Genomic DNA, 16,107 nt, shown 5'->3' on the forward strand with positions numbered 1-16,107 from the left:
ATGGCTTGTACACAGTATGCTCAGCCGCGCTGTGATCAACGCCGCGCCGGGGAGGTCCCATGGTCGCAGACCTGCTCGCTCCCACTCGAATCGTCGCACCCACTGGCTGGAACCGGTGGCTGGTTCCGCCCGCCGGCCTCGCGGTGCACCTGTCCATCGGGCAGGTCTACGCCTGGAGCGTCTTCAAGCCGCCGCTGGAAGGAGCCCTCGGCCTGTCCGGAACACTTAGCGCGCTCCCGTTCCAGCTGGGCATCGTGATGCTCGGGCTGTCCGCCGCGCTGGGTGGGACGCTGGTGGAGCGCCGTGGCCCGAGGTGGGCCATGGCGGTGTCCACCACCTGCTTCTCGCTGGGATTCCTGCTGTCCTCGCTCGGGGTTTCGCTCGGCCAGTACTGGCTGGTGGTGCTCGGGTATGGATTCGTCGGCGGGATCGGGCTCGGCGTCGGCTACATCTCGCCGGTGTCGACGCTGATCAAGTGGTTCCCGGACCGGCCGGGCATGGCGACCGGCATAGCCATCATGGGCTTCGGCGGGGGCGCGCTGATCGCCTCGCCGTGGTCGGCCCAGATGCTGGAGGCCTTCGGCACCGGTCGGTCCGGGATCGCGCTGACCTTCCTGGTGCACGGGCTGGTCTACGGGGTGTTCATGTCGCTGGGCGTGGCGCTGGTGCGGGTGCCGCCGCCGGACTGGCGCCCCGCGGCGGCGCCGAAGCAGGTGGCCCGCCCGCTGATCACTACGGCGAACGTGGCGGCCCGCAACGCGGTGCGCACGCCGCAGTTCTGGCTGCTGTGGGTTGTCCTGTGCTGCAACGTCACGGCCGGGATCGGCATCCTGGAGAAGGCCTCGCCGATGATCGTCAGCTTCTTCGCGGAGAGCTCGACACCGGTTGCGACCGGCGCCGCGGCCGGGTTCGTCGCGCTGCTTTCGCTGACCAACATGGCCGGGCGCTTCATCTGGTCATCCACATCGGACATTCTCGGGCGCAAGAACATCTACCGGCTCTACCTCGGAGGCGGGGTGCTGCTGTACCTGGGCATCATGCTGTTCGGGGCGACCGGGGTCCCGGTCTTCGTGCTGTTCGCGATGCTGATCCTTTCGTTCTACGGCGGCGGTTTCGCGACGATCCCCGCCTACCTGAAGGACCTGTTCGGCAGCTACGAGGTGGGCGCGATCCACGGTCGGCTGCTCACCGCGTGGTCGGTGGCCGGCGTGTTGGGGCCGCTGATCGTCAACGCGATCGCCGATGTCCGCAAGGCGGCCGGTGCCACCGGGCCGGACCTGTACACGACGTCGCTGTACATCATGATCGGCCTGCTCGTCGTCGGGTTCGTGGCCAACGAACTGGTGCGGCCGGTCAACCCCAGGTTCCACGAACCGGCCACGGGAGGTGCGCGATGAACCGCCGGGGACTGCTCCTCTTCGCGTGGGCGTGGGTCGGCGTGCCCTTCGCCTACGGCGTGTACGAACTCGTCCAGAAGGTCACCCAGCTCTTCACCGGCTGACCCTCGGCGCAAATCCGAAGCGCGGTTGTCCTCTTTGGACTCGCGCTGGTCGCGCGTGCAGCAGGAGGTCCAGTCCGCTGCGGGACTGGACCTCCGGGCCGGATCGCTACGAGGCGATGTATCCCCAGCTCGGGCACGAGAACTCGTCGCCGTGATGAATCGACGTGACGTTGTTCTGCAACCCGTACGCGTCGAGGTCGTCGATCCGGCCGCCCGGTAGAACGGTGACGCATCGCCCGTAGCGCCAGTGTTCGTTACAGCCTGTCGGGTTACTGGACGACACCCGGTCGAACCAGCAGTACCTCAAGGCACTAAATCGCCACCGAATTACGCAGGTTTCGAACTGGTCCAGGAGGTTGTTCGGCTCTTCACGGCCCCGCGCCTGCGGGGGTGGTTGGTGACGCTAACGTCGGTCGCGCACCCCGCACAGTGAGGAATGTGATGGCCACCAGCACCCCGCTCGATCGGCAGAACCTGGGCTTCGTGGAAGCGCCGGAGCCGATCACCGAACCGGTCACCAAGTTCGGCGGCCAGCCGGTTTGGCTGGCCGAACCGACCTGGCCGCTGTCAGCGAGCACCGGCCGGCCGATGCGGTTCATCGGCCAGATCCGCCTGCCGGGCGAGGCGGTCCGGCTCGGCTACCTGTTCATGACCGAGGACGATCCCGGCGAATTCGTCGACGGCACCTACGACCCGGCCGGCGGCGAGAACGCCTTCTTCGCCCAGCCCGGCGAACCGGCGGACTTCTACCAGGTGGCCAGCATCCGCCGCGGCCCGACGTTCGGCCCCGACCACCGAGCGGAACTCACCCCGCACCACCCCGACGCCGCCATCGACGACGAAAACGACCTGCTGCGCAGCCGCCTCTGGGGCGAACCGGGCTGGCTGCAGGGCGAGGAGTGGCCGGACGAACCCGGCACCTGGCGCTTCGTGGCGCAGTTGGACAGCGCGGACGAACCGTTCGACATGAACCTGGGCGACGCGGGTGTCGCCTACGCCTTCCTCGACGAGAAAACCGGCCAAGGCCGCTTCCTCTGGCAATGCTGCTAGGTGGTTGCCGGGAGTCCAGTTGATCACGAGTGCAGCCCTTGGTTGGTCATTGCTCTTGAGAGAGAAACAAGATCGATCCAAGGGCTGCGGTGGCTCGTGTGCATGATCCCGGTCGCGGGTTGCATTCGGGGTGGGGTTCGGGATTACGACATAACACACTGTCCCGTGGCGTGGGATTGGTCGTGCTTCAACTGATCGCTGTTGGCGACAGCGGTCGGCACCAGCGACAGGTCAGGTCCGTTCCAGGCGGATGATGACGGCCTTGGAGACCGGGGTGTTGGACTTCTCCGCCACCGAGTTCAGCGGGACCAGGGGGTTGGCCTCCGGGTAGTAGGCCGCCGCGCAACCCTTGGCCGTCGGGTAAGCGACGATCCGGAAGCGGTCCGCGCGGCGCTCTTCGAGCGAGCCGTCCGCCGCCGTCCACTCCGAGATCAGGTTCACCAGATCTCCCGCCGCGAAACCGAGTTCCGCGATGTCCTCGGGGTTGACCAGCACCACGCGGCGGCCGTCCTCGACGCCGCGGTACCGGTCCGACAGGCCGTAGATCGTGGTGTTGTACTGGTCGTGGCTGCGCAGCGTCTGCAGCAGCAGGCGTCCGGCGGGCACCCGGATCGGCTCCGGGACGTTCACCGTGAAGTTCGCCTTGCCCGTCGCAGTCGGAAAGGTGCGGCTGTCGCGCGGCGGGTGCGGCAGCACGAAACCGTCCGGTTCGCGGACCCGGCGGTTGTAATCCGCGCAGCCGGGCACCACCTGCGCGATGTGGTCGCGGATCACGTCGTAGTCGCGCTCGAAGGACTCCCAGCGCACGGGATGGTCCGGGCCGAGCAGCTCGCGGGCCAGCCGGCAGATGATCGCGACCTCCGAGAGCAGGTGCTCGGACGCCGGGGCGAGCCGCCCACGCGAGGCGTGTACCACCGACATCGAGTCCTCGACCGTCACGAACTGCTCCCCGCCGCCCTGCACGTCGCGTTCCGTGCGGCCGAGCGCGGGCAGGATCAGCGCGGTCCGGCCCGGGGTCGCGTGCGAGCGGTTGAGCTTCGTGGACACCTGGACCGTCAGCTCGCAGCCGCGCAGCGCCTGCGCGGTGGCGTCGGTGTCCGGCGTCGCGGACACGAAGTTCCCGCCCATCCCCAGGAACGCCTTGACCCGGCCGGACTGCATGGCCCGGATGGTGTCCACTGTGTCCAGACCGTGGTGGCGCGGCACCGGCACCCCGAACTCGAGCTCCAGGGCGTCCAGGAACTTCTCCGGCATCTTCTCCCAGATGCCCATCGTCCGGTCGCCTTGCACGTTCGAGTGGCCGCGGACAGGGCAGACCCCGGCGCCGGGCTTGCCGATCATTCCGCGCAGCAGCAGTAGGTTGACCACCTCTCGGATGGTTGCGACGCCCTGCTTGTGCTGGGTCAGCCCCATCGCCCAGCACGCCACCGTGCGCTGCGACGAGATCAGCATCTCCGCGATCCGCTCGATCTGCTCGCGGGCCAGCCCGGTGGCCTCGGCGGTGGCCGCCCAGTCGACGTCGGTGGCCTGGGCGGCGAACTCGGCAAAGCCGTGCGTGTGGGCGTCGATGAAGTCCTGGTCCACCGCCCCCGCCTTGATCACCAGCGCGTTGAGGGCCTTGAACAGCGCCAGGTCGCCGCCGATGCGGATCTGTGCGAACTCGTCGGCGAGTTGGGTGCCGTCGCCGACCACGCCGCGCACGTTCTGCGGGTTCTTGAACCGCATCAGGCCGGTCTCCGGCAGCGGGTTGACCGCGATGATCCGCCCGCCGCGCCGCTTGACCTTCTCCAGCGACGACAGCATCCGCGGGTGGTTGGTGCCCGGGTTCTGGCCCACCACCAGCACCAGGTCCGCGTGCTCCACATCGGACAGCGACACCGAGCCCTTGCCGATGCCGATGGTCTCGGTCAACGCCGACCCCGACGACTCGTGGCACATGTTCGAGCAGTCCGGCAGGTTGTTCGTGCCGAAGCTGCGCACCAGCAGCTGGTAGAGGAATGCCGCCTCGTTGCTGGTGCGGCCCGAGGTGTAGAACGCGGCATCGTCGGGCGAAGCCAGCCCGCGCAGGTTCGCCGCGATCACCTCGAACGCCTCGCCCCAGCCGATCGGGCGGTAGTGGCTGTCGCCGTCGCGCAGGATCATCGGCTGCGTCAGGCGACCCTGCTGGCCCAGCCAGTAGTCGGTCTTGCCGGCCAGCTCGGCGACCGGGTGGCGGGCGAAGAACTCCGGCCCGACCCGCCGCGTCGTCGCCTCCTCGGCCACGGCCTTCGCGCCGTTCTCGCAGAATTCTGCGATCTTGCGCTTGTCACCCTCGGCCTCGCGCGGGTCCGGCCACGCGCAGCCCGGGCAGTCGAAGCCCGCGCGCTGGTTCAGCAGCGGCAACGTCCGGGCGGTCCGGGCCAGGCCCATCTGCTCCCAACTGCGCTGCAGCGAGACCAGCACGCCCTTCACGCCTGCCGCGGCGTGGCCGGGCTGACCGACTCGGAGGGCGTTCTCGTCGATGTCCTGTTCTGGGGCTCCACGCGACATAGCAATAGCGTGCGACACCATTCACAGACCGGCGTCGCCGAGGTGTCGGGAGTCACAACGGATGCTGGTTGCGGCGCAGCCTAATGCCCGGAAAACGCGCTGAACAGACACTCGTAGAATTCGGTGCGTGACACAGACCCATGCTGCCCAGCCCCGTGAACTTCCGTCGACCTGGAATCCGGCCGACGTAGAGGCCGAGCTGTACGAGCGCTGGGTAGCTGCCGGGTACTTCGTCGCCGACGCCAACAGCGACAAGCCGCCGTTCTCGATCGTCATCCCGCCGCCGAACGTCACCGGCAGCCTGCACATCGGGCATGCCTTCGAGCACACCCTGATGGACATCCTCACCCGGCGCCGCCGGATGCAGGGCTACGAGGCGCTGTGGCTGCCCGGCATGGACCACGCGAGCATCGCGGTGCAGGCGTTGGTTGAGCGCCAGCTACGCGAAGAGGGCGTCGACCACCGCGACCTGGGCCGCGAGGCGTTCCTGGAGCGCGTGTGGCAGTGGAAGGAGAAGCACGGCGGGGCGATCCTGTCCCAGATGCGCCGCCTCGGGGACAGCGTGGACTGGACCCGCGAGCGCTTCACCATGGACGCCGGGCTCTCCCGTGCGGTGCAGACGATCTTCAAGAAGCTCTTCGACGACGGCCTGATCTACCGGGCGGAGCGCCTGGTCAACTGGTCGCCGGAGATGCGCTCGGCGATCAGCGACATCGAGGTGGAGCACAAGGAGGTCGAGGGCGAGCTCGTCTCCATGCGGTACGGCGACGGCGATGACTCGATCGTGGTCGCCACCACCCGGATCGAGACGATGCTCGGCGACACCGCCGTCGCGGTGCACCCCGACGACGAGCGCTACAAGCACCTCGTCGGCACCGAGATCGAGCTGCCGCTGACCGGTCGCAAGATCCCGGTCGTCGCCGACGAGCACGTCGACCCGGAGTTCGGCACCGGTGCCGTCAAGGTCACCCCGGCGCACGACCCGAACGACTTCGAGATCGGCAAGCGGCACGACCTGCCGATGCTGACGATCATGGACGAGCAGGGCCGGATCGCCCACACCAGCACGCAGTTCGACGGCATGGACCGCTTCGAGGCCCGCGTCGCCGTCCGCGAGGCGCTGCGTGAGCAGGGCCGCATCGTCGCGGAGAAGCGCCCGTACCTGCACAGTGTCGGGCACAGCTCGCGGTCGAAGGAGCCGATCGAGCCGCGGCTGTCGCTGCAGTGGTTCGTCAAGGTCGGCCCGCTGGCCAAGGCCGCCGGCGACGCGGTGCGCGATGGCCGGGTCGCGGTGCACCCGCCGGAGATGACCAAGCGTTACTTCGACTGGGTCGACAACCTGCACGACTGGGCCATCTCGCGGCAGCTCTGGTGGGGCCACCGCATCCCGATCTGGTACGGGCCGAACGGCGAGGTCGTCTGCGTCGGACCGGACGACGAGCCGCCGACCGGCGAGGGCTGGCACCAGGACGAGGACGTGCTGGACACCTGGTTCTCATCGGGCCTGTGGCCGTTCTCCACGATGGGGTGGCCGGCGGACACCACGGACCTGCGGAAGTTCTACCCGACCAGCGTCCTGGTCACGGGCTACGACATCTTGTTCTTCTGGGTCGCCCGGATGATGATGTTCGGCCTCTACGCGATGGACGGCGTGGAGCCCTTCAAGGTCATTGCACTGCACGGCATGGTCCGCGACGCGCACGGCAAGAAGATGTCGAAGTCCGCGGGCAACACCGTCGACCCGCTGGTGTGGATGGACACCTACGGCACCGACGCGCTGCGGTTCACCCTGGCGCGCGGCGCGAACCCCGGCACCGACTCGCCGATCAGCGAGGAGTGGGTGGCGGCATCCCGCAGCTTCTGCACGAAGCTGTTCAATGCCACCAAGTTCGCGATGATGAACGGCGCGCGGGTGCCGGAGCGGCTGGCCGACCGCGGCGAACTCACCGACGCGGACCGGTGGATCCTGGACCGGGCCGACCAGTTGGTGTCCGATGTGGACGAGCTGCTGGAGGACTTCCAGTTCGCCAAGGCCACCGAGGCGCTCTACCACTTCACCTGGGACGAGTTCTGCGACTGGTACCTGGAGCTGTCCAAGGTCCAGCTAAACGCTTCTGGAGCTGGCATGGGCGATAATTCTTCGCCTGCCCATGACCAGCGACCGGGTGCGGGTGTCCCGCAGGACGCTGCCGAGCGGGTGGAGCGCACCCGCGAGGTGCTCGGGTACGTGCTCGACGTGCTGCTGCGACTGCTGCACCCGACCATCCCGTTCATCACCGAGACGCTGTGGACAGCGTTGACCGGCCGCGAGTCCGTGGTGATCGCGGAGTGGCCGGAGGTGGCCGGGGCGGCTGCCGACGAGGCGGCCGCGGTGCGGATCGCCGCGGCGCAGAAACTGATCACCGAGATCCGGCGGTTCCGGTCCGACCAGGGGCTAAAGCCGGGTCAGCGGGTGGCGGCCAAGCTTGGCGGCGTCGTGGAGCAGGGCCTGGCCGACCACGTGCCCGCGGTCCGGGCGCTGGCCCGGGTCACCGAGCCGGCCGACGGGTTCACCTCGTCGGCGTCCATCGAGGTCGGGTTGACCGGCGGCAACGTGTCGGTGGAGCTGGACCTCTCCGGCGCCGTCGACGTGGTCGCCGAGCGCAAGCGGCTGGCCAAGGACCTGGCCGCGGCGGAGAAGGAACTCGCGGGCACCGACAAGAAGCTGAACAACCAGGCCTTCCTGGACAAGGCCCCGGCCGACGTGGTGGACAAGATCAAGGCCCGTCGCGAAACGGCGCAGGCCGACATCGCCCGCATCAACGCGCGCTTGGCCGCGCTGCCGGAGGCCTGATCGGTTACGAGAGTGGTGGGTGGCGATTTCGCGCGAAATCGCCACCCACCACGCATGGGGTGCGGCGATTTCGCGCGAAATCGCCGCACCCCTTTCCGGGCGCGTCGCCAGGTTGGTGCGTCCACGCTCAACGGTTGCATTAGTTAGCCATGCCTAACCTGAGTGAGGCTCGCGATAGGGCACGCGGCCCTCGGAACGGGGCCGCCGCTCGCCGATCTCGCCCGCCGGGCCGCTCGACCACCGCCGCCGAACGGGTCTTCGACGGCCCGCCCGACGTCGAGACGTAGACTGACCTCGACATTCGTCGTGCCCAGTCGAGAAATCGCAGGGGAGTGAGCATTTGTCCGGCACCGATCCCGCCGCGCTGCAGGAACTACGCGTGGTGGAGGCCGAGCTCAACGAACGCTGGCCGGAAACCAAGATCGAACCGTCGCTCGACCGGATCAGGGCGCTCACCGAGCTGCTCGCCGACCCGCAGCACAGCTATCCGGTCGTGCACATCGCCGGCACCAACGGCAAGTCGTCGACCTCGCGCATCACGGACGCGCTGCTGAGCGGCCTCGGGCTGCGCACCGGCCGTTACACCAGCCCGCATCTGCAGCTGGCCACCGAGCGCATCAGCATCGACGGCGCGCCCATCAGCCCCGAGGGCTACGTCGAGGCGTACCGGGACGTCGCCCCGTATGTGTCCATCGTGGACTCGCGCAGCGACGTCCGGATGAGCAAGTTCGAGGTGCTCACCGGCATGGCGTTCGCGGCCTTCGCCGATGCCCCGGTGGAAGCCGCGGTGATCGAGGTCGGGCTGGGCGGAAGCTGGGACGCGACCAACGTCGCCGACGCGAAGATCGCGGTCGTCTGCCCGGTCGCGCTTGACCACGCCGAGTACCTCGGCACCGACCTGGCCGGGATTGCCGAGGAGAAGGCCGGGATCATCAAGCCCGGTTCGATCGCCGTCGTGGCGGCGCAGCCCGCCGAGGCGCAGAAGGCGATCATGGAGCGGGTCGCCGAGGTGGACGCGACCGTGGCCCGTGAAGGCCAGGAGTTCGGGGTGCTGTCCCGGACCGTCGCGGTGGGCGGCCAACTGCTCCGGCTGCAAGGCCTGGGCGGCGTGTACGACGAGATCTTCCTGCCGCTGCACGGCGAACACCAGGCGCGCAACGCCGCGCTCGCGCTAGCGGCCGTCGAGGCGTTCTTCGGTGCCGGTGCGGACCGGCAGCTCGACGTCGAGCGGGTCCGCGAAGCCTTCGCCGGCGTCGTCACCCCGGGACGCCTGGAGCGGGTCCGCGCGGCACCGACCGTGCTCGTCGACGCGGCCCACAACCCGCACGGTGCTCGCGCCCTCGCCGACGCACTGAGCTCGGAGTTCTCCTTCCGCCGACTGGTCGCCGTGGTCGGCGTGCTCGGCGACAAGGACGCGCGCGGCATCCTCGCCGAACTGGAACCGGTGGTCGAGGAGATCGTGTTGACCAAGAACTCCTCGCCCCGCGCGATGGATCCCGACGAACTCGCGGGCGTGGCCAAGGACATCTTCGGACCAGACCGGATCGTGGTGGAACCCCGGCTGGACAACGCGGTCGAGACCGCGATCCAGCTGGCCGAGGAGACCGAGGAACCGGGCGAGTCGGTCTCCGGCGGCGGCGTGGTGATCACCGGGTCCGTGGTGACCGCGGGCGAGGCGCGCGCCCTGTTCGGCAAGGAGCCGGCGTGAGCCATCCGCAAGAAACGGGAGCCGTCGTGACCGATCAGTCGAAACCCGAACCGGAAAAGGGCCTGCCCGAGGCACCGGCCGGCGTGCGCGACCCGTGGAAGGGCCTGCGCGGGATCATGGCGGGCACGCTGGTGCTGGAGTTCATCACCTTCATGCTCGCGCTGCCGGTGGTCGGGAAGCTCGGTGGTGGCGTCTCCAGCATCGGCTTCGTCATCGTCACGGTGCTTTCGGTGCTGATGCTGGCGGTCGCGTTCGTGCAGCGCCGCCCCTGGGGACTCGGCGTCGCGCTCGCGCTGCAGGGCGCGATGATCCTGTGCGCCTTCGTGCACCCGGCGGTCGGGATCATGGGTGCGGTCTTCGCGGCGGTGTGGGGCTACATCCTGTACCTGCGCCGCGACGTCGCCCGCCGCATGCGGGAGGGGCAGCTCTACGACCAGCTCGGCCACCCGCCGGGCTACCCGCCGGAACAGGCCGACTGAACATTGCGCGTCCCGTGAGTACTTTTCGGTGTCACAGCGCCGAAAAGTACTCACGGGCAGCTAGCGGCGGAGCGCTTCGACGAGTGCCGAAGCGGCCGGGTGCCAGGGCCTGGCCAGCGGCCCGGTGAGGACGAGACTGCGGGTTACGCGTTGGCGCAAGGGGACCAGCACGAGCCTGGCGTCGAGCATCGGCTCGGCCAGGCCCGGGACCACCGAGATCCCCACCCCGGCGCGGACCATGGCGAACAACGTGCCGAGCTCGCGGATGCGGTGGGCGGGTTCGAGCCGGGCCCCGGCCTGGCGGTAGGCGTCGCGGACGTGCCGCTCGCAGCCGCCGCAGGACAGCAGGAACGGGGTGTCGTCGAGGTCGCGGAGGTCGATCTCGACCTGGTCGGCCAGCGGGTGGTCGTGCGGTAGCAGCGCGTGGAAGCGGTCCTCGCCGATCGGCACCCCGTCGCCCGGCGGCGGATCCACGAGCACCGCGAGTTCGACGGTCGCCGAGGCCAGCCAGTCGGCGACCTCGTCGTCCTCGCCTTCGAAGACGCGGATCGTCAGCTGCGGGAACTCGTCCCGCCAGCGCGCCAGCAACTCGGGCAGCAGCCCCTGGCAGACGGTCGGCGGCGCGGCCAGCCGGAGCGGGCCGGTCGGACGCCCGTCCCGATGCTCCGCGAGCACGCGGATGGCGTCGGTCGCGGCGACGGCGGTCCGGGCGTGTTCGAGGATGGTTTCGCCGAACGCCGTCGGCCCGGGTTTTCCCTGCCGCACCAGTACCCGGCAGCCCAGCGACTTCTCGAGCGCGGCCACGGCGTGGGACACCGCGGACTGGCTGATCCGCAGCGCGTCGGCCGCCGCGCTGAACCCGCCCTCGTCCGCCACCGCGAGGAACGCGCGGAGCTGCGCGATGTTGATCGACATGAGAAATCCTCATCGATGGCTCAGATCTGCTTGTTTGACTCATGATGCCCGTTCTTGTGCGATGGCGGAAAGCCGCCGGAGAACGGCGGCGGCGACAGACAAGGTGGTGGCATGGCCGAGCGACTGGTTGAGTCCGCGGAGCGCGGGACCGAACGGTGGTTACCGGGCTTCGTCCTGCTGTCCGCGATCTGGGGATCCAGCTTCGTGCTGATCAAGGTCGCCGTCGACGCCGGTGTCGCACCGGTCTGGGTGGCGCTGGCGCGCTGCCTCTTCGGCGCCGTGGCGCTGTGGCTGGTATGCGCCGCGCAGCGGGTTCCGGTGCCGCGCGATCCCCGGACCTGGGGGCACGCCGCAGTGGTGGCGTTGTTGCTCAACGCCGTGCCGTTCACGCTCTTGGCCTACGGCGAGACGCACGTCAGCTCGGTGCTGGCCGGGGTCTGGAACGCGACGACGCCGTTGACCACGCTCGTCTTCGTCCTCCTCCTCGTCCCGCAGGAGAAGCCGACCGCGCGCCGGATGGTGGGCCTGCTGATCGGCTTCGGCGGGGCGCTGGTAGTCCTCGGAGTATGGCGCGGTGTCGGCGGCGGGGTGCTGGTCGGGAGCCTCGCCTGCCTGACCGCGACCACCTGCTACGGCGCCGGATTCGCCTACACCAGGCGGTTTTTCTCCGGCCGCGCCGAGTCGGCGACCGCGCTGACGGCCGTGCAACTCACCTGCGCCACGACCCAACTCGCGCTGGCGGTCGCGGTCGTCGGGGCGGTGCCCGCGTGGCCTGGCGCGACCGCGTTCGGATCCCTGGTGCTGCTGGGCGCGGTGGGCACCGGCCTCGCGTTTCTGCTGAACATGCGGGTGATCCGCGCGGCCGGGTCGACCATCGCATCGACTGTCACGTACGTGACACCGTTGTGGTCGACGGCGCTGGGCGCGGTCCTGCTCGCCGAACCGGTCGGCTGGAACACCCTGCTCGGCGGGGCCCTGGTGATCGCCGGAGTCCTCTTCGCCAGGACCTCCCGCTGACGCCGAACCTGGGCGGATGAGCGCTAGCCAATATCGATGACGGCTCGGCCGACGGTTTCGCCTCGCTTGAGTGCGTCGTAGGCCTCTTGGACCTGCGCGAACGGATAGTGGCGGCTGATCGCGTCCTGGGGGCGGAGCAGGCCGCGGGCCACCAGGTCGAGCAGGACCGGCATGTCGCGCCGCGGCTTCGCGCCGTAGGAGCCCTTGATCTGCAGTTTCCGCCGGGCGATGGTGGCCAGGTCGAATTCCCCGGTGGTGCCCTTGGCGGCGATGCCGACGACCACGACCTGCCCGCCCTCGACAACCGAGTCCCGGGCGATGTTGAAGGTCGGCACCGCGCCCAGCGCCTCAAATGCGACGTCCACGCCGCGCCCGCCGGTCAGCTCGCGAATCGCCGCTGGTGCGTCGACTTCTGCGGAGTTGACCGCGTGCGTCGCGCCGAGTTGCCGCGCCCCAGCCAGCTTCTCCTCGCTGATGTCCACCGCGATGATCACCGATGCGCCGAACACCGCCGCCAGCTGGATCAGCGCCGAACCGACGCCGCCCGCCGCGACCACCGCCACGGTGTCGCCCACGTGCACGTTCGCCGCGTGGCGCAGCGCGCCGTAGGCGGTCATCGTCGAGCAGCCCACCGAAGCGACGTCGCTGAGCTCCACGCCGTCCGGCACGCGGTAGACCGAGGTCGCGGGCGTCACGCAGCGTTCCGCCAGGCCGCCCATCGAGTACATCCAGACCGGCTCGCCGTCCGGCCGGAACAGCCGGGTCTCGTCGTCGTAGAGCCGCCCCTTGCCGCGGTTGAACTCGAAGAACCGCTGGCAGATCTCCTCGTTGCCGCGCGCGCACTGCTCGCACTGGCCGCACGGCATGATGAAGCTGGTTACCACCCGGTCGTCCACCTCGAACGCGCTGACGTCCGGCCCGACCTCGGCGATCACGCCGGCCACCTCGTGCCCGAGCACGGTCGGCGTCGGGAACGGCAGTTCGCCCTTGAGCACGTGCAGGTCCGTGTGGCAGGCGCCGCAGGATCGCACGTCGATGGCGACCTCGCCGGCCTTCGGTCGGGGATCGGCGAGTTCCTCGATCCGCATCGGCTGGTTCGCGGCGGTGTGCACGGCGGCGCGCATCCGGACCTCCTTGTCAGACCGGCCAGTCGGTTTGCCCGTGAAGCTATCGCGCCGATCGGCCGGACACCAGGTGTGAGCGCGAAGGTGCCGTCGGTGAACCGGCGGCCGATCGGCACGAACACTTCACTTATGCGTCGACCAGCGGTGATCCGGAAGCTTCCTGCCCTGGATAGAACCAGCGGCATGAGTCCCGAACACTCCCAGCTCAACCGGCGCGCCCTGCTCCGCGGCGCCGCTGCCACCGGAATCGCTGCCACCGGCATGTTCCTCTCCGGCGCCCCCGCGTTCGCGCGCGGCGGTCGCCCGGTGCTGACCCACGGCGTCCAGCTCGGCGACCCGCGCCCAGACGGGGCGGTGGTGTGGACTCGCGCCGACCGGCCGTCGCGGATGTTCGTGGAGATCTCCCGGCACGCCGATTTCCGCGGCGCGCGGCGGATCCCCGGTCCGGTCCTGACCCCCGAGACGGACGGCACCGGCGAGCTGCAGGTGACCGGTTTGCCGCCGGGGGAGCAGGCCTACTACCGCGTCATCGCCGAGGACCTCGACGGGCGCGTCGAGAGCGAGGCCCTGACCGGCACCTTCCGCACCGCCCCGCGCAACCGCCGGGACGTGCGCTTCCTGTGGTCCGGCGACGTCGTGGGGCAGGGCTGGGGCATCAACCCGGACCTCGGCGGTATGACGATCTACAACGCGATGGCCGCCCGAAACCCGGACTTCTTCCTGCACAGCGGCGACACGGTGTACTCCGACGGGCCGTTGAAGGAGTCCGTCACGCTGCCCGACGGCCGGGTGTGGCGCAACGTCGTGACCCCGGAGAAGTCCAAGGTCGCCGAGACGCTGGCCGAATACCGCGGGCAGTTCGCCTACAACCTGCTGGACGAGAACGTGCGCCGCTTCGCCTCGCAGGTCCCGCAGTTGGTGCAGTGGGACGACCACGAGGTCACCAACAACTGGTACCCGGACGAGATCCTGGACCTCACCCAGTACACCGAGAAGCGGGTCGACGTGCTCGCCGAGCGCGCCTTCCAGGCCTTCCACGAGTGGCAGCCGGTCCGGCGCCAGGACGCGGTGGACGGCCGCGTGTTCCGGAAGGTCTCGCACGGCCCGCTGCTGGACGTCTTCGTGCTCGACATGCGCAGCTACCGCGACCCGAACTCGGCGGGCACCACGCCGGAGCGGATCCTCGGCGACCGCCAGGCGCGTTGGCTCGTCGACGAGCTCAGCCGGTCGCAGGCGACCTGGAAGGTGATCGCCTCGGACATGCCAATCGGCATCGTCGTGCCCGACGGCGACAAGATCGAGGCCGTCGCGAACGGGCTGCCGGGGGCGCCCAACGGGCGCGAGGCCGAGCTGGCGTGGGTGCTGCAGGAGATCAGCCGCCGGTCGGTGCGCAACACCGTCTGGCTGACGGCCGACGTGCACTACACGGCCGCGAACCACTACTCGCCGGAGCGCGCGGCCTTCGCCGGGTTCGACCCGTTCTGGGAGTTCGTCTCCGGCCCGCTGCACGCCGGCGCGTTCGGGCCGAACAAGCTCGACCCGACCTTCGGACCGGACCAGGTGTTCGTCAACGCCCCGACCCGCCAGGGTGCCTCGCCGTGGGAGGGCTTCCAGCACTTCGGCGAGGTCAACATCGACGGCCGCACCGAGCAGCTGACCGTGGACCTCCGCGACCAGTCCGGCCGCTCGCTGTGGGCCAAGACGCTGGACCCGACTCGCTGACCAGCCACGATCGAGTTATTCCGTGGAAGTGGAAGTAGGAAAAGTCGTATTCTTACTTCCATGAAGATGACGGAGAAGGGGCAGGTGACCATCCCGGTCGACCTGCGCCGCGAACTAGGACTGCGCCCCGGGGATCAGATCGAGATCAGATTGGAGGGAAACGCGCTGATCCTCACCCGCGGGCATTCGGTGCCCAGCCGGGGACAGCGGATCGTGGAGCATCTCCGCGGACGTGTCAGCGGGGAGGGGCTTTCCACCGACGAGATCATGGCGTTGACCCGTGGCGAGTGAGCACGCCCGCGCACCGGCCACGTTGGTCGACTCCAACATCCTGCTCGACATGGTCATCGAGGAGGCTGAATGGGTCGGCTGGTCATCGGACGCGTTGGAGAAGGCGGCGGAAGAGGGCCCCTTGGTGATCAACCCGTTGATCTTCGCCGAGGTGTCGGTCCGCTTCCCGACGATCGAGGAAGTCGAGGAAGCGTTCCCGAACGACTTCTTCATCCGCGCGCCACTGCCGTGGTCGGCGGCGTTCCTCGCGGGGAAGTGCTTCCTGGACTACCGGAAACGAGGCGGGGAGAAGCGGTCACCCCTGCCCGATTTCTACATCGGTGCGCACGCGGCGGTCAGCCGACTCCGCCTGCTGACCCGCGATGCGCGCCGGTACCGCACCTACTTCCCGACGGTCGAGGTGATCGCGCCGGACTGAGCAGGCCCGCCGCTCGGGGTGTCACCTGCATCGATACCCTGGCGGGCAAATCGGGCGCGGTGCGTGTTCGCACCCGGCGCCACCGGAAATGAAGGAGAGTCAATCGTGAGCGAGCGCACCCTGGTCCTGGTCAAGCCCGACGGTGTCGGGCGTGGCCTGGTCGGCGAGGTGATCAGCCGCATCGAGCGCAAGGGCTTGAAGCTGGTCGCGCTGGAGCTGAAGAACGTCGACCGCCAGCTCGCCGAGCAGCACTACGCCGAGCACGACGGGAAACCGTTCTTCGGCAGCCTGATCGAGTTCATCACCTCCGGTCCGGTCGTGGCCGCGTGCGTCGAGGGCCCGCGTGCGATCTCGGCGTTCCGGCAGCTGGCTGGCGGCACCGACCCGGTCGACAAGGCCGCGCCGGGCAGCATCCGCGGCGACTTCGGCCTGGAAGTCCAGTACAACCTCGTGCACGGCTCCGACTCCGCCGAGTCCGCCGAGCGCGAGCTCAAGCTGTGGTTCCCCGAGATCTGAGGCC

The 16,107-nt window shown here is 69.3% G+C and carries 13 protein-coding genes; 10 read left to right on the forward strand and 3 right to left on the reverse strand.

The genetic code is table 11. The features are described 5' to 3' along the window. The first annotated feature begins 59 nt into the window (after nt 1-59). Nucleotides 60-1,397 (forward strand): OFA family MFS transporter, encoded by a 1,338-nt coding sequence (locus tag FDZ84_RS18730; RefSeq protein WP_168586975.1) that lies wholly within the window; start codon nt 60-62, stop codon nt 1,395-1,397. A gap of 545 nt (nt 1,398-1,942) precedes the next feature. After that, the gene (locus tag FDZ84_RS18735; RefSeq protein ID WP_168586976.1) at nt 1,943-2,551 is read left to right on the forward strand and encodes a DUF1963 domain-containing protein; all 609 of its coding nucleotides are present in this window, start codon (nt 1,943-1,945) and stop codon (nt 2,549-2,551) included. Between the two features lie 231 nt (nt 2,552-2,782). Here FDZ84_RS18735 and FDZ84_RS18740 read toward each other — a convergent pair whose 3' ends face one another. After that, nucleotides 2,783-5,080, reverse strand: a complete 2,298-nt coding sequence (locus FDZ84_RS18740; protein ID WP_168586977.1) for an FdhF/YdeP family oxidoreductase — start codon at nt 5,078-5,080, stop codon at nt 2,783-2,785. Between the two features lie 127 nt (nt 5,081-5,207). Here FDZ84_RS18740 and FDZ84_RS18745 point away from each other — a divergent pair, with 127 nt between their 5' ends. The 3 genes from FDZ84_RS18745 (at nt 5,208) to FDZ84_RS18755 (ending at nt 10,100) form a co-directional block, all read left to right on the forward strand. Then, nucleotides 5,208-7,913, forward strand: coding sequence for a valine--tRNA ligase (locus FDZ84_RS18745; protein WP_168586978.1), 2,706 nt, complete (start codon nt 5,208-5,210; stop codon nt 7,911-7,913). A 340-nt stretch (nt 7,914-8,253) separates the two neighbouring features. Continuing rightward, nucleotides 8,254-9,621, forward strand: coding sequence for a folylpolyglutamate synthase/dihydrofolate synthase family protein (locus FDZ84_RS18750; protein ID WP_168586979.1), 1,368 nt, complete (start codon nt 8,254-8,256; stop codon nt 9,619-9,621). Further along, on the forward strand, nt 9,618-10,100 hold the full coding sequence (locus tag FDZ84_RS18755) for a DUF4233 domain-containing protein (RefSeq protein WP_210435611.1): 483 nt from the start codon (nt 9,618-9,620) through the stop codon (nt 10,098-10,100). Before FDZ84_RS18750 ends, FDZ84_RS18755 begins: the two co-directional genes overlap by 4 nt. 60 nt (nt 10,101-10,160) lie before the next feature. Here the strand turns inward: FDZ84_RS18755 and FDZ84_RS18760 are convergent, their stop codons facing one another. Then, nucleotides 10,161-11,015: a LysR family transcriptional regulator gene (locus tag FDZ84_RS18760; RefSeq protein ID WP_168586980.1), complete on the reverse strand. Its 855-nt coding sequence runs from the start codon at nt 11,013-11,015 to the stop codon at nt 10,161-10,163. A 111-nt stretch (nt 11,016-11,126) separates the two neighbouring features. Between FDZ84_RS18760 and FDZ84_RS18765 the strand changes: the two genes are divergently transcribed. Continuing rightward, on the forward strand, nt 11,127-12,032 hold the full coding sequence (locus tag FDZ84_RS18765; RefSeq protein ID WP_168586981.1) for a DMT family transporter: 906 nt from the start codon (nt 11,127-11,129) through the stop codon (nt 12,030-12,032). 23 nt (nt 12,033-12,055) lie between these two features. Here the strand turns inward: FDZ84_RS18765 and FDZ84_RS18770 are convergent, their stop codons facing one another. After that, nucleotides 12,056-13,156 (reverse strand): zinc-binding dehydrogenase, encoded by a 1,101-nt coding sequence (locus FDZ84_RS18770; RefSeq protein ID WP_168586982.1) that lies wholly within the window; start codon nt 13,154-13,156, stop codon nt 12,056-12,058. A 183-nt stretch (nt 13,157-13,339) separates the two neighbouring features. Between FDZ84_RS18770 and FDZ84_RS18775 the strand changes: the two genes are divergently transcribed. From FDZ84_RS18775 to ndk, 4 genes are all read left to right on the forward strand, one after another. After that, nucleotides 13,340-14,878, forward strand: a complete 1,539-nt coding sequence (locus FDZ84_RS18775) for an alkaline phosphatase (RefSeq protein WP_168586983.1) — start codon at nt 13,340-13,342, stop codon at nt 14,876-14,878. A 66-nt stretch (nt 14,879-14,944) separates the two neighbouring features. Continuing rightward, nucleotides 14,945-15,169 carry an AbrB/MazE/SpoVT family DNA-binding domain-containing protein gene (locus FDZ84_RS18780; RefSeq protein WP_256413759.1) on the forward strand — a complete coding sequence of 75 codons (225 nt, stop codon included), beginning with the start codon at nt 14,945-14,947 and terminating at the stop codon, nt 15,167-15,169. Then, nucleotides 15,159-15,587 (forward strand): type II toxin-antitoxin system VapC family toxin, encoded by a 429-nt coding sequence (locus tag FDZ84_RS18785; protein WP_210435612.1) that lies wholly within the window; start codon nt 15,159-15,161, stop codon nt 15,585-15,587. Before FDZ84_RS18780 ends, FDZ84_RS18785 begins: the two co-directional genes overlap by 11 nt. Before the next feature lie 105 nt (nt 15,588-15,692). Then, nucleotides 15,693-16,103, forward strand: coding sequence for a nucleoside-diphosphate kinase (ndk, locus tag FDZ84_RS18790; protein ID WP_168586985.1), 411 nt, complete (start codon nt 15,693-15,695; stop codon nt 16,101-16,103). The last annotated feature ends 4 nt before the right edge of the window (nt 16,104-16,107 follow it).

The organism is Saccharopolyspora sp. ASAGF58, from assembly GCF_012277335.1.
Taxonomy (GTDB): Bacteria; Actinomycetota; Actinomycetes; order Mycobacteriales; family Pseudonocardiaceae; genus Saccharopolyspora; species Saccharopolyspora hattusasensis.

Coding starts and splice junctions, on each gene's coding strand:
- FDZ84_RS18730 (WP_168586975.1), top strand. CDS start 60: ATGGTCGCAGACCTGCTCGCTCCCACTCGAATCGTCGCACCCACTGGC.
- FDZ84_RS18735 (WP_168586976.1), top strand. CDS start 1,943: ATGGCCACCAGCACCCCGCTCGATCGGCAGAACCTGGGCTTCGTGGAA.
- FDZ84_RS18740 (WP_168586977.1), bottom strand. CDS start 5,080: ATGTCGCGTGGAGCCCCAGAACAGGACATCGACGAGAACGCCCTCCGA.
- FDZ84_RS18760 (WP_168586980.1), bottom strand. CDS start 11,015: ATGTCGATCAACATCGCGCAGCTCCGCGCGTTCCTCGCGGTGGCGGAC.
- FDZ84_RS18765 (WP_168586981.1), top strand. CDS start 11,127: ATGGCCGAGCGACTGGTTGAGTCCGCGGAGCGCGGGACCGAACGGTGG.
- FDZ84_RS18770 (WP_168586982.1), bottom strand. CDS start 13,156: ATGCGCGCCGCCGTGCACACCGCCGCGAACCAGCCGATGCGGATCGAG.
- FDZ84_RS18775 (WP_168586983.1), top strand. CDS start 13,340: ATGAGTCCCGAACACTCCCAGCTCAACCGGCGCGCCCTGCTCCGCGGC.
- FDZ84_RS18780 (WP_256413759.1), top strand. CDS start 14,945: ATGACGGAGAAGGGGCAGGTGACCATCCCGGTCGACCTGCGCCGCGAA.